17 protein-coding genes and 1 pseudogene are annotated in these 19,066 nt (G+C 46.7%); 15 read left to right on the top strand and 3 right to left on the bottom strand.

All coding sequences use genetic code 11. The features are described from left to right. Positions 1–178 precede the first annotated feature (178 nt). From XMA152_RS10870 to XMA152_RS10830, 9 genes are all read left to right on the top strand, one after another. Complete coding sequence (locus tag XMA152_RS10870; protein WP_173483617.1) at positions 179–1,141, top strand: AAA family ATPase; 963 nt, start codon at positions 179–181, stop codon at positions 1,139–1,141. Continuing rightward, positions 1,138–1,905, top strand: a complete 768-nt coding sequence (locus XMA152_RS10865; protein ID WP_173483616.1) for a hypothetical protein — start codon at positions 1,138–1,140, stop codon at positions 1,903–1,905. Before XMA152_RS10870 ends, XMA152_RS10865 begins: the two co-directional genes overlap by 4 nt. Positions 1,906–2,003: 98 nt before the next feature. Further along, complete coding sequence (locus XMA152_RS10860) at positions 2,004–2,957, top strand: DUF3150 domain-containing protein (RefSeq protein ID WP_000027441.1); 954 nt, start codon at positions 2,004–2,006, stop codon at positions 2,955–2,957. Positions 2,958–3,018: 61 nt separating this feature from the next. Further along, positions 3,019–3,459: a hypothetical protein gene (locus tag XMA152_RS10855; protein WP_024015929.1), complete on the top strand. Its 441-nt coding sequence runs from the start codon at positions 3,019–3,021 to the stop codon at positions 3,457–3,459. A 69-nt stretch (positions 3,460–3,528) separates the two neighbouring features. Next, positions 3,529–5,184, top strand: coding sequence for a VWA domain-containing protein (locus XMA152_RS10850; RefSeq protein WP_173483615.1), 1,656 nt, complete (start codon positions 3,529–3,531; stop codon positions 5,182–5,184). A gap of 83 nt (positions 5,185–5,267) precedes the next feature. Then, complete coding sequence (radC, locus tag XMA152_RS10845; protein ID WP_025610838.1) at positions 5,268–5,765, top strand: DNA repair protein RadC; 498 nt, start codon at positions 5,268–5,270, stop codon at positions 5,763–5,765. Then, the gene (locus tag XMA152_RS10840) at positions 5,765–6,106 is read left to right on the top strand and encodes a hypothetical protein (RefSeq protein WP_022614434.1); all 342 of its coding nucleotides are present in this window, start codon (positions 5,765–5,767) and stop codon (positions 6,104–6,106) included. The genes radC and XMA152_RS10840 overlap by 1 nt, the downstream gene beginning before the upstream one ends. An 89-nt stretch (positions 6,107–6,195) precedes the next feature. Beyond that, a complete protein-coding gene (locus XMA152_RS10835) occupies positions 6,196–7,269 on the top strand; it encodes a primase-helicase zinc-binding domain-containing protein (RefSeq protein WP_084998248.1) in 1,074 nt (357 codons plus the stop codon). Between the two features lie 90 nt (positions 7,270–7,359). Next, a complete protein-coding gene (locus XMA152_RS10830; RefSeq protein WP_173483614.1) occupies positions 7,360–8,067 on the top strand; it encodes a hypothetical protein in 708 nt (235 codons plus the stop codon). Between the two features lie 185 nt (positions 8,068–8,252). Here XMA152_RS10830 and XMA152_RS10825 read toward each other — a convergent pair whose 3' ends face one another. Beyond that, positions 8,253–8,639: a rod shape-determining protein gene (locus XMA152_RS10825; RefSeq protein ID WP_173483637.1), complete on the bottom strand. Its 387-nt coding sequence runs from the start codon at positions 8,637–8,639 to the stop codon at positions 8,253–8,255. 86 nt (positions 8,640–8,725) lie between these two features. Here XMA152_RS10825 and XMA152_RS10820 point away from each other — a divergent pair. From XMA152_RS10820 to XMA152_RS10795, 6 genes and pseudogenes are all read left to right on the top strand, one after another. Next, a pseudogene (locus XMA152_RS10820) lies at positions 8,726–9,765 on the top strand (IS630 family transposase). Positions 9,766–10,161: 396 nt separating this feature from the next. Then, positions 10,162–10,413, top strand: coding sequence for a hypothetical protein (locus tag XMA152_RS10815; RefSeq protein WP_173483613.1), 252 nt, complete (start codon positions 10,162–10,164; stop codon positions 10,411–10,413). A 28-nt stretch (positions 10,414–10,441) separates the two neighbouring features. Next, positions 10,442–10,912 (top strand): hypothetical protein, encoded by a 471-nt coding sequence (locus tag XMA152_RS10810; protein WP_217363743.1) that lies wholly within the window; start codon positions 10,442–10,444, stop codon positions 10,910–10,912. Positions 10,913–10,945: 33 nt separating this feature from the next. Next, complete coding sequence (locus XMA152_RS10805; protein ID WP_173483612.1) at positions 10,946–12,019, top strand: HlyD family secretion protein; 1,074 nt, start codon at positions 10,946–10,948, stop codon at positions 12,017–12,019. Beyond that, on the top strand, positions 12,016–14,757 hold the full coding sequence (rbbA, locus tag XMA152_RS10800; RefSeq protein ID WP_173483611.1) for a ribosome-associated ATPase/putative transporter RbbA: 2,742 nt from the start codon (positions 12,016–12,018) through the stop codon (positions 14,755–14,757). The genes XMA152_RS10805 and rbbA overlap by 4 nt, the downstream gene beginning before the upstream one ends. A gap of 2 nt (positions 14,758–14,759) precedes the next feature. Next, a complete protein-coding gene (locus XMA152_RS10795; RefSeq protein ID WP_173483610.1) occupies positions 14,760–15,884 on the top strand; it encodes an ABC transporter permease in 1,125 nt (374 codons plus the stop codon). Positions 15,885–15,930: 46 nt separating this feature from the next. Here XMA152_RS10795 and XMA152_RS10790 read toward each other — a convergent pair whose 3' ends face one another. Together XMA152_RS10790 and XMA152_RS10785 are read right to left on the bottom strand one after the other, a co-directional pair. Continuing rightward, positions 15,931–17,895, bottom strand: a complete 1,965-nt coding sequence (locus tag XMA152_RS10790; protein ID WP_173483609.1) for a triacylglycerol lipase — start codon at positions 17,893–17,895, stop codon at positions 15,931–15,933. Positions 17,896–17,897: 2 nt separating this feature from the next. After that, positions 17,898–18,725, bottom strand: a complete 828-nt coding sequence (locus XMA152_RS10785; RefSeq protein WP_254443151.1) for a DUF4105 domain-containing protein — start codon at positions 18,723–18,725, stop codon at positions 17,898–17,900. Between the last annotated feature and the right edge of the window lie 341 nt (positions 18,726–19,066).

Below are 19,066 nucleotides of genomic sequence, written 5' to 3'. Positions count from 1 at the left end.
TAATGCGCTTATGCCAAGTGCATCAGAAAGCAGTTTCACTCGTAGCCAATGCTGGGTACGAATGATAGAGCGAGCTGAACTCTTACATACACAGCCATACCACAATCAACACACCACCCGACGGGGACTTCATTCCCTGTTGGGGCATGGGGCCTCGTTAAAACTAATGAGGTTTACCATGACAGAACAATCCCCATTTTTGGTTCAAGTGAATCAAGCGTTTAATGTCCCGGCTCCTGATACTTTCGTTCTGGAAGGATATGGTGCCGACACTACCCATCCAAACATTCCCGTTCGCAAGGACGAGTATGTTTTTAGAAAAGAAGACTTACGTGACGTATTGGCGTTCTTGTCTCACCCAGACGGTGACGGTTTGTATATTACAGGCCCCACGGGATGCGGGAAGACCTCGCTAATTTGCCAAGTTGCTTCTCGATTGAATTGGCCTGTTCAGCAAATTACTGCGCACGGTCGATTGGAATTGTCCGATCTTATCGGTCACCACACACTGGTTAATGGCAACATGACCTTTGTGTATGGACCGCTGGCACTGGCTGTCAAGCATGGCCATTTGCTGATCATTAATGAAATGGATCTTGCTGAGCCTGCTGAACTGGCTGGGCTCAATGACATTTTGGAAGGTGCCCCGTTGGTCATCGCACAAAATGGCGGTGAGATCATCATGCCACATGCCAAGTTTCGTTTTATCGCAACCGGCAACAGTGCGGGCAGCGGTGACCAAACGGGCTTGTATCAAGGTGTGCTCCAACAGAATTTGGCTTTTCTTGATCGCTTTAGAATCATCGAAGCGACCTATGCAGAGCCTTCTGTAGAGGAAGCCATTCTGGAGAACGTTGCGCCGGGCTTGCCAGAAGTCTTTCGCCAGAAAATGGTGAAAGTGGCTGGTGACATTCGTCGTCTCTTTATTGGGGGCGCGGATGGCGGTGCTGAGCTTAGTATCACCATGTCCACTAGGACCTTGGTGCGCTGGGCAAAGTTAACACTTGCTTTTAAAGGCGCTCCTAACGCAGTGGAATATGCACTGATTCGGTCTTTGACGGCTCGTGCTGAGTTGGAGCAACGAGAAGCCATTCACCGTATTGCCGCTGATGTCTTCGGTGATCACTGGGAGGATCGATGATGGAAAAGTGCTTTGCTCTTTACCGTTACAGTCATTCTGATGGGACAGCCAAAGAATGGGCCATTTACGTTGGTTCAGATAACCAGGAGATTGAAGTTCGGTTTGGAAAAGCAGGTCAATTGTCGCAGCAGCGATTGATTGACTCGACTGATCCTAACGCTGAAGCAGACCGACGAATCAATGAGAAAATCAACAAGGGTTATCGATTTGTTGGACAAGTCGGCATTGATCATCAAGGGCGGCCATTTGAACTCTCAAATGCGCTTGATAGCGTCGCGTGCGCCAATAACGTCAGTTGGGAGTTTCGTACTCGCAAGGACGTCAATGGCCAAATCTCGCTGGCGCAAAAAGCGTTGTTCGATATGGCAAAGCTGCTTGAAGCCTATGGCTTGGCTGTTATTGATGATAACCAGGTCAGGATTGGGGAATGGTCATTAGGGTTTTGCAAAAGCGGATTACCTAGTACCAATCAAATCAGCATTGTGTCAGGTGAAGGCGCTGGCATTGTTAACACGGATGATGGCCCGTGGCCATTGTTGCTGTTACTGGCCTTTAAGCGTCAATTACCACCTCTGTGTTCGCTCACAGTAGCGAGTCCTGAAGGGATAGAAGTATCCGACCAACTGAAGTTGGAAAAAGATGTATTGAGGTTATTAGGCAGTGATTTAGAGCGGGTTCGCCCGATAGCTGAAGCACTGGACTTAATGCCTGTGAAAATCGATCTCAACCAATCGTCGCCTGATTCGCAAAATTACTATTTCTGATAGTGGTATTGCCATTAGCGCGTCAACTACTACCACCCAAACGGGGGCCATTGCTCCTGTTGGGAGTGGTGCGTCCCCATCTCGCATGAGGATGCACTATGAGTATTCAAACCCTCGACAAACTTTTGATTTGTCACATCGACTGTTCCATCTGGAGCGGTAGAAAAAAACTAAGGCCTGAAGATTTCAGACTAGCCAATGGCAGCCAACTTCCACCGAAGGATGTTGCCAGCTTAGGGAGTAAAAAAATTTGCGACCCTGAGGCATTGGCGAACTTTGAAAGGCTTAAGAAAGAAGCGCAGCGCTTGTGTGAGCAAGTCGGTGTGCGGTTTTTAGGTGGCTATGCCGTCCCTGAAGACCGAATTGATCAGATTGTTCCAGAGCTTGACCGGATCGGTCAGGAGTTTGCGCAGTGCAAGCAGTTGTTCTTGGACAACTATGATCAGGTGACGTTTGACTGGGTTGCAAAACACCCGGAATTTGCAGATGCAATCCGGCGTGCGCTGTCACCCATCGAAGACGTGGAACAACGGCTTCAGTTCGATTATGCCATCTATCGAATGCAACCGGCTGAACAAGCTGGTGGCTTAGATGACAAGGTCAATGGCATGGGACACACCCTCTTTAGGGAGGTGGCTCGTGATGCCAATGAACTGTTTGAGCGTTCCGTTGCAGGTAAGAATCAAATCAGCCAGCGAGCCCTTAATCCTCTCAAGCGATTAAGAGACAAGTTGGATGGTTTGTCATTCCTGGATCATCGAGTCCAGCCGATGGTCGAAGCGATGGACAATTTATTTGTTCGTCTGCCGAAGACCGGCCCTGTGACAGACAATCTCTATCACGAACTAATGGCGACCATTTTAATTTTGTCTGATCCAGACAAGATGAGAATGCACGGTGAAGGTCAATTGGATATCAGACAACTGATGCCCAAACCTGAACCTAAACCCGCACAGCCAGTATCTGCTCAGGCAGATAACTTACGTGCAATACCACAACCAACCGTCAGACCAAACCTTGGTTCGACTGTACCAAACTCATTTTATTTCTAACGTCCTTGAGGGCATGTTGCCCTGAAGGGCGCATGTCCTCTGAACTATGTAAGAGGAAATTATGCAATCAACCATCCATAACCCCAGCCAACTGAACCAGTTTGAAGCACATTTTCGTGGTGTGACTGATGCGGTTGAAAGTGAATCGATACCAGAAGTGGCGTGTTGTCGAACGTTAGTACAACGGTCGTACTCAACACATAGTGTCGTGATCCCCAAGAACCCTGTTTTGATCGCAGATGCGGACGCACAAGGAGCTTGGGTAACGGCCATGGTATTTGTTCCAAACATGGCATTGCAGCAAACCGCTTTTGAGCGGGCCTGGCTGCAATATCAACACGAGGTGTCTACTCAGTTACAAGACCAGTACGGTCTGACATTGGATGACATCCTGAGTTTAGACCAGCTTAAAACGTCATTTGAGCAGCACGAGAGTCCAGCTCAATTGGTGGCTTGGTTAGGTCAAAAATACGATCTGGATAAGCTAAAAGCACAGGTTTAAACACTTACATTCCCAGCGGGGAAACGCTCCCGCTGAGGGAGTATTCCCCCTAATGATTAGGAGACTCCCATGAATCATCCATTAAAAAACGCACTGCCAATCGTTGCCGCCGCTTATGGCGAAAAGTTTGGTGTGAAGGTGCTTATTCAAGGACAAGATGCGTTTACCGATGGTGAGCGGATTGTGATCCCAACAGCAAACCCAGACGACCCACACTATCAACAGATAGCTTGGGGTTATCTGGCTCATGAAGCGGCGCATATTCGGCATACCAATTTTGACATGGTGCAGAAGGCGTCGTCCAAGCCGATCCGTAAGGCACTTCTCAATATCATTGAGGACGTTCGCATTGAAAACGAATTGGCAAAGGATTACCCCGGAACCCGGCGCAGTATTTCGCAAGTGATTGAGTACATGGTGGACACACAGCAAATGTGTGTACCTGAACAGCTTGAGCCTGCATCTAACTTGCAAGCATGGTTGTTGTTCCGCTTGAGATGCCATTTTCTCGGTCAGAAAGCACTGACGCCTTTGTATCAAGTTGTTGATGAAAGAGTCAGACAACTCTTTCCTGCCGCAGCGATGAGCCGGTTAAGCGCCATGCTGACAGTAGTGCCTAGCCTAGCGTCTACAGGTGAAGTGCTAAAACTTGTCGATGCCATCGTTGCCATGTTGGAAGAAGAATCTCGTCCACCACAGGATGAGTCGGATGCTGATAACGGTAATGACATTGGACAAGATGCGAGTAATGACAGCAATAACAGCAGTGACAGTCAAACCCCAGAAGCAGCATCGTCTGCAATGGGGGATGCTGCTGAAACGGGGGATTCAGATAACTCTGATAAAGCTGACAATTTGCGACAAGCCTTAGAGGCCAGTGCCGCTCAGTTTGAACCCGATACCTTTGCCCAAGTGGCAGAAGTGTTGTCGGAACAAGCTGAAGGCCATCAGGGCGTCACTCCACTCAGTTTGCCCCAAGCAGAGCACGCTATGTTGGGTGATGAGGCCATCTTGACCTTATCGGCGTCGGAGTCTGCTCAAATTCGAGCCCGGCTTAGAGGTATGGTTCAGTCCAGTCAGGACAATCGGAATCATGCCAAAAGGCACGGTCTTCGAGTTGCAACCCATCGTCTTGCCGCTTCACAAGCAGGTGAGTCGAGATTGTTTATTCAAAGGCAACCTCGCATTGCGCCTAATGCTGCTGTGCACTTGCTGGTCGATATATCGGGCTCAATGGGTAAGCCCATTGGCGAAGGTAATCGCAAGTACTTTCATGTTGCCAATGAAGCCGCTTTGGCTTTGGCCATGGCACTGGAAGGCATACCGGGTGTTGTACCTGCGGTCAGTTATTTTCCTGGTATTCATCAGGAAGTTTCTATCGCGTTATTGCCCAAGCAATCGGTTCGACATCGGGCCGCCTGTTTTGACCAAAAACCACGAGGTTGTACGCCTATGGCACAAGCGATGTGGTTTGCGGCAAACAGTTTGTTAGCGCAAAAACAGAAGCGAAAGCTAATGATAGTGCTAACGGATGGTGACCCAGATGATTGGGCTGCCACGCATGACATTGTTGACCGGTGCAGACGAAGTGGCTTTGAGCTTCTGGGAATAGGGATTCAAACACGCAGTGTTGAGAAATTCTTTCCTCAAAGCATTGTGATTAACGATGTCAAAGATCTGAAGCGTGAGTTATTCGAAGTAACACAACAACTGTTAATTCAGTAACCACATCAACTTTACCACCCTGCGGGGACGATTCCGTCCCCGTCAGGGCATGGGTTCGTCTCCGCTTTTTTTTGGAGACTCCTATGAAAAACAAAAAGTTCTTAGCTGGCGAAGAAACCGGTACTTATATCGTTCCTGAGCAAGTGACTGAAGCGGATATCTTAGATATGGCGCTCAAGCTTGCCCGTGGTCGATTAAGTAAAGGTCGAAAAATTGAACAGCCATCGTCGGCGTTCTCATACCTGCAAACACTGATGCACGAGTATGAGCACGAGGTTTTTGGTGTGCTGTTTCTTGATACAAAGCATCGCGTTATTCGATTTGAAGAGCTGTTCAAAGGCACTTTAGATGCGGCGAGCGTGTATCCAAGGGAAGTAACAAAGCGTGCGCTAGAGCTTAATGCGGCAGCAGTGATACTGGTTCATAACCATCCATCGGGTGATCCTGAACCCAGTGAAGCTGATAAACGCATCACTCATCGACTCCGTGACGCCTTGTCACTTGTTGATATTCGAACGCTTGACCATGTTGTGGTCGCATCCGAGGGCTGCGTTTCGCTTGCCGAACGCGGTTATCTTTAATGAATGGGCGCATTGCCCATTCTCCTTCATCACAAAAGCAGTCCTATCAACACACGTCATCACAGCTCGAATTTCTATTTGAGTTTGATGATGCCCCAGTCACTTGGTCTGACACGGAAATCTGGCAGTTACGCGAAGGCATTCTATTGGATGCGATCCGTGTATTGCTGGATGGCCGTGTCAGTACTCGATTGCGAAAGGATGTGTTGTCGTGGATTCAAAATGACGAATTAGCGCCATTTTGCTTTCGTGTTTGCGCGATGGCTGCGGTTGTCGATCCTGATGTGCTTCGTGATTCCATCATGTGGCTATTAAGACGACATGGTATCCAGCTTGACTAACGTTCCTGCATTAACCAAACGGCTCAATGCAGGAACCAAGCTGACTTACCACCTGTGGTAGGAGTCGGCTTTTTACTTAAGGAGGTTATATGGCGATACCTTTACAGATTGAAACAGTGAGGCCATATCTTAATGGTCAATGGCTTCAGGTATTGGCGGCATTGGTGCCAGAACTTGATGCCGCTATTGCTCGAAAAGGCCGTCATGTTGCTTGCCCTGTTCATGGCGGTCGTGATGGCTTTAGGCTGTTCAAAGATGCTGAATATACCGGAGGTGGCGTTTGTAACACCTGCGGTATCTTTCATGATGGTTTTGAACTGTTGTCTTGGATCAATGGATGGAACTTTGCTCAGTCTATTGAGGCAATCGGCCAGGTTCTTGGTATTCAACCCGGACAAATACAAGCGCCTACTCGGCCAATACCGAGTAACGCTGTTGATTGGAAGGCTAGAAAGCAGGACGAGGACAAAGCGATTATCCATCGCTTGAATCAAACCTGGGGAGAAACGTTTTCTCTTGCAGATACTCGTGCGCAACCAGTTTGGAACTACTTGCATCGTCGTGGCATTGTGACGCGGCTTCGTCCTGAATGGGATTCGGTGCTGAGGTTTCATCCAAGCTTGCCTTACCATGATGAAGATGGTCTGTTTATCGATAGCTACCCAGCGCTGCTAGGTAAAATCGTTACTCAGCAAGGGCGTTCGGCCACGTTTCATCGGATCTACCTAAGTGAAGATGGATTCAAAGCGCCGGTTGAAAAGCCTAAAAAGATGATGCCGATACCAAGTGACAGAACAATCACAGGTGGTGCCATTCCGATAGGTGAGCCTGGTGAAGTACTAGGTGTTTCTGAAGGTATAGAAACGGCCCTAGCGGTAACCAGAGCAACGGGGCAAACATGTTGGTCGGTTGTGAATGCAACGCTACTGGCTAGGTTTGAACCACCAAGTAATGTGAAAATGCTGTACATCTGGGCAGACCACGATCTCTCTGAGACCGGCCTGAATGCAGCGAATGAACTCAAGAAAAAAGCCTGGCAAAAAGGCATTCTGACACAAGTCTTGATCCCTCCGATACCAACGTCACTCGGCGTGAAAAGTTGGGATTGGAATGATGTGCTGAATGTTTACGGTGCCATGGGGTTTCCGAAAGTTCATATCTGATCCAAGGGGCTTCGGCCCCTTTTTTTTGCGCCTTGCATATTTGAAAAAACATGGAGAATTTAAAATAGATAACCAATTGGAGAAACAAACATGATGGTATTAACTCTTTTAACAAAGCAGATTGATGGCAAGTATACGGTGTACTGGAAGACCGGCCTTCGAAGAGGTGGAGAGCTAAAGGTCGATTTAGGAGAGCAATACGACAAGCTTCCTGAGCAGCAAAAGCCAATTGCAGCTGAGCTCTATGCGATTCATCACCTACTGTCAGTTAAAGAGGTGATGGGGAGTAACCGAAGTGGCAACGGCCTTCAAATCCGGGTCAGTAAAGGAGCCATCAAAAAGTTACAGAAACAACGCTCAACTCAGTATTCACTTTACAGCCTGACTAGGTTTTTGCTCACTCGATACCATGAAGCACAGATCTCGGTAGAGAAGCGGGACGATTGGCTCTCACATTCCTTCGAAGAATACAGCGTCGATAATCTTACAGTGAGAGGCATCGATGAGGTCATCAACGTTCCGAACATTGGACCTGTCGTGGTGACTCGTCATGCACTGGAACGGTTTGTGGAACGGCTTTCTGACGGTGTACCTAAGCATCCTTGGAAGGCTTTGTGCACTAAGCTGCTATGCTCGGGGCTAACTAAAGCCCAGTTACCAGAAAGTGTCGCTATCCAAAAAGCCAAAAAATATGCACAAGAGGCCGAGTTATGGCAGCATGTGGGGAGCAAAATGTACTTTGTTATGATTACGGGTGACTCAATGAAGACATTGGTTACGGTTTTTGCAGTAAAGTAAGCTAATGTAGTATTCGCACTTTATGAATATTACTTATGTGCCAATTGCAGACATTCCAACTTTAAGGCTGTAAAGTCCGCTTTTAGGTGTTAGCAGAACGCTTTGCTAATTGGCTGCCGCAGCGCAGCGTAGGCAGTCCAGTGGAGGCCACGCCTTTTGTGGCCGGAACGAAATTAAGCAACTTGTTAAGTGGCTTTGATTTTAGCTTTAATACCATCATAGCTCTGTGCGCGCACATTGATTTTACTGCCAGTATGGATCAGAACTTCCCTTGCTCCCATACCACTTGCAAGTTCACGTAAGACACGCTCCTCTATATCGCTTAGCCCACCATCAGTTTTTTCTAGTTGATGCATGATTACTCTCGGCGCGGCTCTTAACTTTGAGCTATTCAAAGTAAAAATACCATGCTGCAATATCTTTTCAGCCAGCATGAAATTTCCGATAAAACTTCTAGTGTGTGAAAAAGGGTTCGTTGTCTGAATAGTTGGCCCCGATAACGATTTAGCTTCTCGACCAATAGCCTTAATCTTTTCTTTTCCCTTTGCGCCTTCTAAATAACTGTGCCAAATAGTAGATCACTCAGGTAAGGGAACTCAATGCGGTTTGCGCGATCAGATCAGTCGCCAAACAAACCAAACCCACAAACGCATTGAGTATGAACAGGATAGCATTTTTATATGGCGCGGAAACCCGCCGATTGAAGAAGATTATTCATAAAACACGAGATAGAGACCTTTGCCGCCGTGCGAATGCCGTCTTGCTGGTGTTGAAAGGTAAAACCAAGTCAGAGGTTGCGAGCCTACTGCAAGCGGGGCGGTCATCGCTTAACCGCTGGTTGAAATGGTATGACGTTGCCGGTGTTGATGGTCTAAAAACTAAAGGCGTTGGTCGCCCCGTTAGGCTGAATCGGGATTTTATCTGTGGCGTGCTGAAAATTTTGCTGAAGTACACGCCAAGGACGCTTGGATATCAGCGTTCACGCTGGAGTACTGAGTTGTTTGCGCTGTTACTGAACAAGTTATGCAACATTCAGATCCACAGTTCAACAATCAGACGCTGGTTGCCCAAAGCAGGAATTGTCTGGCGGCGAGCTGCGCCAACGCTTTATATCCAAGACCCGGATAAAAAGGAGAAACTGGCGGTTATCCGGGAGGCGTTGGCAGATAACAGTATTGACCACCCGGTGTTTTACCAGGATGAAGTGGACATCCATCTGAATCCTAAAATCGGTGCAGATTGGGGGCACCGTGGCGCGCAGCGTAAAGTGGCAACACCAGGACAGAACAAGAAACATTATCTGGCGGGAGCATTACACGGCCAGACAGGGCAAATCGTTTATGTAGGTGGCGAGCGCAAGACCAGTGACTTATTTATTGAATTGCTGGAAAAGCTTAAAGGTCAGTATCGTCGGGCTAAAAGCATTCGGTTAATCGTGGATAATTACATCATCCACAAGAGCAAGAAAACCCAGAAGTGGCTGAGCGACAACCCAAAGTTCAAATTACTGTTCTTGCCGGTTTATAGCCCATGGCATAACAAAATTGAAAAACTGTGGCATGCACTGCACGAGACGATAACCCGGAATCATCAGTGCAAAACATGGATGATTTACTGGAGCAGGTTTACTACTTTATGGACACTGCCGCACCGTTTCCGGGCGGCAAGCATGGATTGAAGCAGGTGTATCACAATTAGGATCAGCTATTTAGCTAATTTTGATGAGTATGTGGTAGAAAACTCAATTGTTTTTCGCGAGCATAACAAGTATTCAAGAATGCTGTTAAATGCGTATCTGTTAGTTGATTCTTTTAAGTTGGCATTGGTAAACCAGTTCATTTCCATTTTTTCACCTGATACTAATAAAGTTGATCAATTTTATCCGATCTATTTCTTAACTTTTATTTTCAGTCTATTAAAGTTGCTCCCGTTGAGTGTTGGATTTGTTTTCATTGCTAAAGGATTAAGTATCAGAGCCGAAAGTGTTCAGAAAATATCTGGTCGTGTAATTAGTGATCTTAGGTCGAGATTTAACCAAAGCAAAAGAACGCATGATGATTCAAGTGTATAGCTTTTAGAATAAGGAGCATTATTGTGAAAATTTTTAGATTGATACTGCTAATTTTTATGGCGTCAAACCTTCTTGGCTGCGAATACATAGGCAAGCAACTCGCAAAACAGAAGTTCGACGAATTACAGCAAACTATCAAAAGTCAGGATCTTGAGATCAAGCAGTTAAAAAAGCGGATGGAGCAGCTTCAGGCAGAAGCGTTAATGTATAAAGAGAAAAGCGAAGAAAACGAAAGACGCAAGAAAAACCTGCAATCTATCTTCACCAGCAATTAACCAGTATTGGGATACCTAAAGGTATTAAATGAAAATCTATCAAGTTTATGACGTTTGGATGGCGCTACGAAAATCAGTAACTAACTTGCTGATTTTAAGTATTATCGCGAGTTTTATTTGCTATTTATTCGATTTTTTGCAAATTTTGCCTGTGTTCCTGCTTGCGATCTTAGGCCAAAGTATAATTATCTACCGGGCGAACCATCTCTATAAAATTGACCAAGTAACTCAAACCTTTACTTTTCCAGCTAGTGACCTTGAAAACAGTATTCTGGCTATTGTGCTAATGCAGCCATACTGGAATTTGATGCGACGAAAATCGGTACAACTTTCTACAATTGAAAATCTCTACCTGGATACTCAGCGTTGGAGCACTAAGCAGCAAGTGGTCACTGGAACAACTGTCAAAGGCAAGACAAAATTCAAACAAACTACTCCTATAATTCTATTCAGCTATTGTATATACTGCACAATCCGCGCTTTTTGTGTTCAGCGTTAATGTTACAGCCGCATTATCTAAGGAAAGTCACGCATGAATCTATCCAAAACGACAGTAAAACCTTTGCTGATCGCTGCCGGTGTTATTGTTGCTCTGTTTGTTATCGCTCAGAGATATTTATTATCTGATGAGTTGCCCGCGGATGTTGCTTCGGGTAATGGCCGGATTGAAGCAACCGAAATTGCTATTTCTGCGAAAACCGCTGGGCGGATCCGCGATATTTTGGTTAACGAAGGTGACTTTGTGACAGCGGATCAAGTGGTAGCACATATTGATTCAGAATCACTTACTGCTCAGCTGCAACAAGCTGAAGCGCAAGAGCGCCAAGCGCTAAATGCGGTTAGTGCGGCGTATAGCCAACTGGCACAACGACAAAGTGAAAAAGCGGCACTGGAAGCGGTATTAGCACAGCGCGAAGCCGAATTATCTGCTGCCCAAAACCGCTCGCGGCGTACTAGCACTTTAGCCAAAACTGGCGCGGCCTCGCAACAAACGGCCGATGATGATCAAGCACAATTGCGCAGTGCACAAGCCGTCGTTGCTGCGGCTAAAGCGCAGATAGATGCAGCAGCATCGGGTATTGCCGCGGCCAATGCGCAAATTCAATCGGCAGAGTCGGCCTCGGTTGCGGCGGCTGCCACCGTTAATCGCGTAAAAGTAGAGCTGCAAGATAATGTATTAAAGGCGCCGCGTGCTGGTCGTATTCAGTATCGAGTAGCGCAAGCTGGGGAGATTGTTGGGAGTGGCGGCCGGGTGTTAAATATGATCGATCTGACCGATGTGTATATGACATTCTTTTTACCCGCCGCGCAAGCTGGGCGTATTGCCATTGGTAGTGATGTAAGCATAGTGCTTGATGCGGCACCGCATGTGGCCATTCCAGCTAAAATTTCTTATGTTGCTGATGTGGCGCAATTTACACCTAAAACCGTAGAAACAGCCAGCGAACGTGAAAAACTGATGTTTAGGGTCAAAGCCAAAATTGATCCCGCATTGCTGCAAAAACATATTACGCAGGTGAAAACCGGTTTGCCGGGTGTTGCTTGGGTTAAGTTAAGTGACGACGCCAGCTGGCCTGCACATTTACCTGAGCGGGTTGCTTTATGACGGTAGCCCGCATTCGGCAAGTTAGCTTACGATACGGGAAAACACTGGCGCTAGATAACATCACCTTAGATATTCCCGCGGGTAAAATGGTGGGGTTGTTAGGGCCTGATGGTGTGGGTAAATCTAGCTTATTGTCGTTGTTATCCGGTGCTAAAGCGATTCAAAGCGGTCAAATTGATGTGCTAGATGGCGATATGGCCAGCAAAGCGCATCGTGAATATATTTGTCCACATGTTGCTTATATGCCACAAGGGTTGGGTAAAAACCTCTATCCCACCTTATCTGTTGAAGAAAACCTGCAATTTTTTGCCCGCTTATTTGGTCATTCTGCGCCAGAGCGGCGTCGGCGTATTGACGATTTAACGCAAGCAACGGGGCTGCAAAAATTTTTAAGTCGCGCAGCTGGCAAGCTTTCCGGCGGTATGAAACAAAAGCTGGGGCTGTGCTGTGCGCTAATTCATGATCCGCAATTTTTAATTTTAGATGAACCCACTACTGGCGTGGATCCGCTGGCGCGTAGCCAATTTTGGCAACTGATTAGCCGCATTCGTCAAAGTCGCCCACAAATGAGTGTGATTGTAGCAACCGCCTATATGGACGAAGCACAAGGCTTTGACTGGCTGGTAGCGATGGACGGCGGTAAGGTACTTTCAACTGGCACACCGGCAGAGATTTTACAGCGAACAGCATCGGCATCGTTAGAAGAAGCCTTTATTAAATTATTGCCAGAAGAAAAAAAACGCGGACATCAACCTGTTGAGATTACGCCATTAAGCCAGTTTGGTGCTGATGATATTGCCATTGAGGCGCAACATTTAACCATGCGTTTTGGTGATTTTACCGCGGTTAACGATGTTAGCTTTAAAATTGCTCGTGGTGAAATTTTTGGCTTTTTGGGTTCCAATGGTTGCGGTAAATCCACCACCATGAAAATGCTTACGGGTTTATTACCCGCGACAGAAGGCAAAGCCTGGCTATTTGGTAAAGAAGTTAACCCTGATGATATTAATACCCGTAAGCGTGTGGGGTATATGTCGCAAGCGTTTTCGTTGTACGGTGAGCTTACTGTAGAACAAAACTTAGTACTGCATGCACGGCTATTTCATGTGCCAGAACAGGATATTCCAGCGCGGGTAGCGGAAATGGTTAGCCGCTTTGATTTAGCAGGCGTGTTAGCCTATTTACCTGAAAGTTTGCCACTTGGTATTCGCCAACGTTTATCGCTGGCGGTGGCCATGGTGCATAAACCTGAGTTACTGATTTTAGACGAACCCACCTCGGGCGTGGATCCTGTTGCGCGTGATAACTTCTGGCGCTTACTGATTAGCTTATCGCGCCAAGATAAAGTGACTATTTTTATTTCAACGCACTTTATGAACGAAGCCGAGCGCTGTGATCGAATGTCGATGATGCACGCTGGTAGAGTACTGGATAGCGATAAACCGGCTTTATTAAGGCAAAAGCGTGGCAAGGATACACTGGAAGACGCGTTTATCGATTACTTGATTGAAGCCAGTGGCTCTGAGTCGCAAGCAGCACCCATTGAAGCTGCATTGGTTACTGCCGAGGCTGTGGATACGGTGGCAAACGAGCAAGTGCCATCTAAAAAATCGTTGTTTAGTATGCAGCGTATGTTTAGCTATATGTGGCGCGAATCATTGGAGTTACAACGGGATCCGGTGCGCAGCACTTTGGCATTACTCGGCTCCTTAATTTTGATGTTTGTGATGGGGTTTGGTATCAGCATGGATGTTGAGGATTTACGTTATGCGGTGCTAGACCGAGATCAAACCGCACTTAGCCAAAGCTATACATTAAGCTTATCTGGCTCGCGCTATTTTGTTGAGCAAGCGCCCATTAAAGATTATGCCGATTTGGATAAACGGATGCGAGATGGCGAGTTATCGCTGGTACTGGAAATTCCAGCCGGTTTTGCCCGAGATATTGAACGCGGAACGCCCGTAGCGGTAGGTGCTTGGGTGGATGGCGCTATGCCGCAACGGGCAGAAACAGTAAAAGGTTATGTGCAAGGTATTCATCAGCATTGGTTGGCCGAGCAAGCTAGAATGCGCACTAATACCAGCACCAGTAGTGCTGCCGGTATAGAAACCCGTTATCGTTATAACCCAGATGTGCGCAGTTTACCTGCTATGGTGCCGGCTATTATCCCGCTGCTGTTATTAATGATGCCCGCCATGTTAACGGCACTGGCCGTAGTACGTGAAAAAGAGCTGGGTTCTATTCTTAATTTGTATGTGACACCAGTAACCAAAACCGAGTTTATGTTAGGTAAACAGTTGCCGTATGTGGCACTGGCGATGCTTAATTTTCTACTGATGTGTTTATTGGCGGTAACACTGTTTGATGTCCCTATTACTGGTAGTTTTATCACCTTGTTATTGGCGGCGTTTTTATACTGCATTATCGCAACGGGTATGGGCTTGCTGGCTTCTACTGTGACCAAAAGCCAAATTGCGGCAATGTTTTTTGCGATGTTGGCAACCTTGATCCCTGCAGTACAATTTGCCGGTTTACTTGATCCTGTGTCATCCATGGAAGGTGGTGGTAGGGTGATTGGTGAGATTTATCCGGCTACTTATATGATTAATATTACCCGTGGCGTTTTTAGTAAAGCACTGGGTTTTAGTGATTTATATGATTCTTTTAAACCCTTGCTGTTAGCGGTACCGGTTATTTTGGGCGTAGCAATTGCACTATTGAAAAAGCAGGAGCGTTAAGTATGCAAGCCTTTGCCAATATTTATCGCTTAGGGGTAAAAGAGTTATGGAGCTTACGGCGTGATAAAATCATGCTGTTTTTGATTGTCTATACCTTTACGTTGTCGGTGTATACCGCTGCAACTGCGATGCCAGATACCTTAAATAAAGCGCCAATCGCTATTGTTGATGAAGATGCGTCACCGTTATCGGCCCGAATTGTTGGGGCTTTTTATCCTCCTCAATTTAATTTACCCGAGCTTATTTCATTGCCAGAAATGGATGCCGGAATGGATTCTGGCCGTTATACCTTTGTGGTAAATATTCCGCCAAATTTTCAAAGCGATATCCTTGCGGGCAATATTACCAATATCCAGCTAAGCACCGATGCCACGCGGATGAGCCAAGCATTTAGTGGTAGTGGCTATATTCAGCAAATTATTATGGCCGAGATCAGTGAGTTTTTGCAGCATCAGCGTGGGGTAAGTACTACGCCGGTAGATTTAGCGCTAAGAGTACGCTTTAACCCAACGCTGGAAAAAGCCTGGTTTGGTTCGGTGATGCAAATTATTAATAACGTTACCATGCTGTCTATTATTTTAACTGGCGCGGCACTTATTCGTGAGCGCGAGCATGGCACTATCGAACATTTGTTGGTGATGCCAGTAACGCCTACCGAAATTATGTTGGCAAAGGTGTGGTCGATGGGCTTGGTGGTATTGTGCGCGGCAGCGTTTTCCTTGGTTTTTGTGGTGCAAGGTGCGCTACAAGTGCCGATTGAAGGCTCGGTATTGTTATTTTTAGTGGGTGTGGCGCTGCATTTATTTGCCACAACGTCTATGGGCATATTTTTGGCTACGCTGGCGCGTAATATGCCGCAGTTTGGCATGTTAATGGTATTGATTTTACTGCCGCTGCAAATGCTCTCAGGTGGTTCCACACCAAGGGAAAGTATGCCTGAATTAGTACAAAATATTATGCTGGTTGCCCCCACCACTCATTTTGTCAGCCAGGCACAGGCCATTCTTTATCGCGGTGCTGGCTTGGATGTTGTTTGGCCGCAATTCCTGTGGCTGGTGATTATTGGCAGTGTTTTATTTGCCTTTTCGTTATCACGTTTTCGTAAAGCTATCACGCAAATGGCGTGACCAGCTATCTGCTAAGGCCAGCATCCGTTTATTTCTTAGTCTTAATTTATTTAATGGCTGCAGTGTCTTCTAAATCGTCGAGCAGGATACGCTTAATCTCTAAAATAGCCGCAGCGGTTTCCTGAACACTGTGGCCAGAGACAATAACTGTTTCAGATACCGCTTCAGGCAGGTGAGCGCTTTGGTAGGGAACTAAGCCATCATCACTGTCTTCTAGCTTTCCATCAGAGTGCGTTCTGGCAATGATAGAGTGATAGTTCACTGTCGAAGATATAGGGAGCGTCGCAGCAGCCAAAATGAAGTCATCATCCGCGTTTAAGTTATCAACACTATTGGGGAGGTAAAGCGGTTTTTTTTGACTTAAGGCGGGATCATCAGCGCTGCCTTGAAGCACATCAGCAAAATCTTCGAGAATAGTTAACGGCAGTTTGATCATGCTTGCGACAAAACGCCCTATTCTTTGTCCTGCGAAGGGGGTGCCTTGGTGAGGCGCGGCAATAAAGATTGCCCGAGACACTTCTGGCATTGGATAGAATTGTAATATTGGCTTAATGTGCGCTTCAATGCGTTGCCGACGTTTGGGTTCGAACTCAACATCCCGGATTACTTCGCTCATCAGGTTTTCACTGGACGATACCATTAACCGGGCGATGACACCGCCCATACTGTGGCCCATAACGACCATGTTTTTTGATGCTGTCGCCGAACCTTGTGGATCATAATGATGAAGCACTGCATTGATAGTATTGCGGATCTCGAAGTGATTAATCGGGATAGGAATATTAGTGGGGTAATATACCTGCCACACCTGAAATTTTTTGCGCAGTATTTCATCACCCATTATTTCATTTGCCACGTTTACCCAAGCTTCAGGGCTACTGGCCAGCCCATGGATCATTAAGATAACCCTTCGGTCCGGATCATATGGCTGCATCAAGTATACATGTGGTTTGTCGAAGTTTTGCTCACGGCCCAGTAAGGTACGTATCGACTGCCGGGCAAAACCCGCCTGAGCCAGCCACAGCCCATAGCCTGCGGTAAAGTGTCCGGCTAAAGGGATATGTTGCTCGTATAGCTCGGTAGCAAAGTGCCGGTAAGGATCATACACAGCGAAAGTCACTTCAGTAGTGGCTAAAATGTCTGCAAGGGAATCACTTTCAAAGCGCAATAAAGCGGTAACAACCGGGTACGGCATCTCGCTCCAGGTTGGTCTGGCTGGTGCGTGATCTTTGCTATCGCTATTTCTGGCCAGAACGCCAGCATTAGTTTTCACGCTTCGATCAGCAACCAACTCTGCGCCAAAACCATCGCGTCGATACTGACTGCGAAGCCCTGTAAAAGCCAGAGAGGGCGCGGCAAATAAGTTATGGATAGGTTGCTCACTTTGCGCAATATTGGTGCCTGAAAAATCTGTTTTGATTACCCAGCCACTCATGGAAAATGGGGCGATGTCAGGACTGACATTATTACTCCGCTCATGCGCTTCAAACAGAATGGTAGCCGTCTCTTGCACGGCTAAATTGTAATAGTCACGTACCTGAGTTTGCCTGTCTTCAAATGCCCGCTCTCCGGCAGAGCGGTTAGTAAAAAACAGATAAGCATAGGCATAGCGGGCGGCCTGTAGCCAGGCATGCAGGCGTGCTTCGGCTGCTTTTGTTTGCGATATTGACAGCGCCTGTTGCACCCAGAGTTCCGACAAAGTAGATAAACGTCTTTCATCATTAATGCCGCTTGTTTGCAGCAGTGCGGCAATGCATTCATGGCCGGGGTTATCTAAATCGAGACAGGCGCTAACATCTAACCCGGCTACTTTTATCGTCTCTATTGACGCTGCGCTCGGTGTGTTGCCGGTAAGCACATCACCCCGTTTAATTCTGATGTACTCGTCAGTATTCATTGAGCGAACTGCAACTGGGCTATCGAACTGCTTTAGGGTACTGCAGGCATTAAGTAAGGCTGAACACAGCAGGATAAAAAATAGCCAGGCAAGTTTGTTAAAGCTTAAGGTCATTACTAATCCTCTTTGGAAATTGCGGCTATATCATTTCTGATCGCACGGGAAAAATTGGGATCTTCGTTTGCTTGTTGCGCGCGAACATTAATATAACCCGATGTTTGTAACTGACTATAGCTATAACCTGGTATTAAAGCGCCCTGATCATAAGCATACTCGGCAAAATGGCCTGACAACAAAAGCCGGTAATCTAGGGGTATACCTGGTGCAATCTGGCGGGCTAGATCAAACACAATGGTTGTACAATTGCTTGTTAGGGTATTGTAAAACTGCGGTGTGGTGCGCAGTGACTCTGCCATTGTCAGGTAACCCAAAAACAGGGTACGAAGTTGCTGCGGGTTTAACGCCAAAGGATATAGATAAACGTCTTCATTTCGGGCGTTACTTCTGGTCAAAATAATGTCCCGTTCGTCTGCGGCAATAACAACTTGCTCAAACTGTCGGAATAAACCACCTATGGCGGAGAAGGATTCATGCCGCTCTTTACGGATCTCTAAAGAAAAAACCAGCTGTTGACCGTTATTAAAACCAAAAGACACCAGGGTGTGCGCAATATGCGGCCCCATCCAATAAGAGAGAATTAAGTCGGCCGAAACCAACTGCTCTAAATTGTAGTGGCGGGTTTGCCAGTTTGCTGTGTAGTCGCTTTCACTACGCCATTTGAAATTACGTACATTATACAGCGTAACCTGGTTACCCTGCATCTCCGATTTAAGCAAATAAGCAACATCATCAGCCCAGTCACGTTGATGAGAGGGGGTAACAGTTTGCCACCAAATGAGTAATATTGCGCCTAAGAGCAGGTAAGCAATCAGCAAGTTGCGCATTCTTCGCCGATATCTATACCCTAGCGTTATTACACAAGCGATACCTAAGACACTCCAGCATGTCAGGACAAACAAGCTTACAGCAAAAGGGAAATCATATAATTGATACCATAGCGCCAGGCTTCCACACGCCGTTGAGATTAAGAGTATCAAGCCAACTAGCAATCGCAACATAGAGATATACATAGAGTTTCCAAAGTTATAGCCAACACCATAGCAACGCAGCTATGTCTAAACCAGTATCTTCGAGACCAACCAGGGGGGCTCGCAACCTAAATAGTTAATCTGCATATTTAAGCCAACAACGGCTTTGGCTTGACATGCTAATTAAACTACGATTA

This window comes from Marinobacterium sp. xm-a-152, assembly GCF_013282965.1.
Lineage (GTDB): Bacteria > Pseudomonadota > Gammaproteobacteria > Pseudomonadales > Balneatricaceae > Marinobacterium_E.
The sequence above is the reverse complement of the archived record's forward strand: the minus strand, read 5'-3'. Positions and strand labels throughout refer to the sequence as shown.

What these genes read in the sequence shown, in the direction of transcription:
- XMA152_RS10850 (WP_173483615.1), top strand. Translation starts at nt 3,529, where the DNA reads ATGAATCATCCATTAAAAAACGCACTGCCAATCGTTGCCGCCGCTTAT.
- XMA152_RS10810 (WP_217363743.1), top strand. Translation starts at nt 10,442, where the DNA reads ATGAAAATCTATCAAGTTTATGACGTTTGGATGGCGCTACGAAAATCA.
- rbbA (WP_173483611.1), top strand. Translation starts at nt 12,016, where the DNA reads ATGACGGTAGCCCGCATTCGGCAAGTTAGCTTACGATACGGGAAAACA.
- XMA152_RS10840 (WP_022614434.1), top strand. Translation starts at nt 5,765, where the DNA reads ATGAATGGGCGCATTGCCCATTCTCCTTCATCACAAAAGCAGTCCTAT.
- XMA152_RS10785 (WP_254443151.1), bottom strand. Translation starts at nt 18,725, where the DNA reads ATGCGCAACTTGCTGATTGCTTACCTGCTCTTAGGCGCAATATTACTC.
- XMA152_RS10865 (WP_173483616.1), top strand. Translation starts at nt 1,138, where the DNA reads ATGATGGAAAAGTGCTTTGCTCTTTACCGTTACAGTCATTCTGATGGG.
- XMA152_RS10830 (WP_173483614.1), top strand. Translation starts at nt 7,360, where the DNA reads ATGATGGTATTAACTCTTTTAACAAAGCAGATTGATGGCAAGTATACG.
- XMA152_RS10860 (WP_000027441.1), top strand. Translation starts at nt 2,004, where the DNA reads ATGAGTATTCAAACCCTCGACAAACTTTTGATTTGTCACATCGACTGT.
- XMA152_RS10835 (WP_084998248.1), top strand. Translation starts at nt 6,196, where the DNA reads ATGGCGATACCTTTACAGATTGAAACAGTGAGGCCATATCTTAATGGT.
- radC (WP_025610838.1), top strand. Translation starts at nt 5,268, where the DNA reads ATGAAAAACAAAAAGTTCTTAGCTGGCGAAGAAACCGGTACTTATATC.
- XMA152_RS10805 (WP_173483612.1), top strand. Translation starts at nt 10,946, where the DNA reads ATGAATCTATCCAAAACGACAGTAAAACCTTTGCTGATCGCTGCCGGT.
- XMA152_RS10795 (WP_173483610.1), top strand. Translation starts at nt 14,760, where the DNA reads ATGCAAGCCTTTGCCAATATTTATCGCTTAGGGGTAAAAGAGTTATGG.
- XMA152_RS10870 (WP_173483617.1), top strand. Translation starts at nt 179, where the DNA reads ATGACAGAACAATCCCCATTTTTGGTTCAAGTGAATCAAGCGTTTAAT.
- XMA152_RS10855 (WP_024015929.1), top strand. Translation starts at nt 3,019, where the DNA reads ATGCAATCAACCATCCATAACCCCAGCCAACTGAACCAGTTTGAAGCA.
- XMA152_RS10790 (WP_173483609.1), bottom strand. Translation starts at nt 17,895, where the DNA reads ATGACCTTAAGCTTTAACAAACTTGCCTGGCTATTTTTTATCCTGCTG.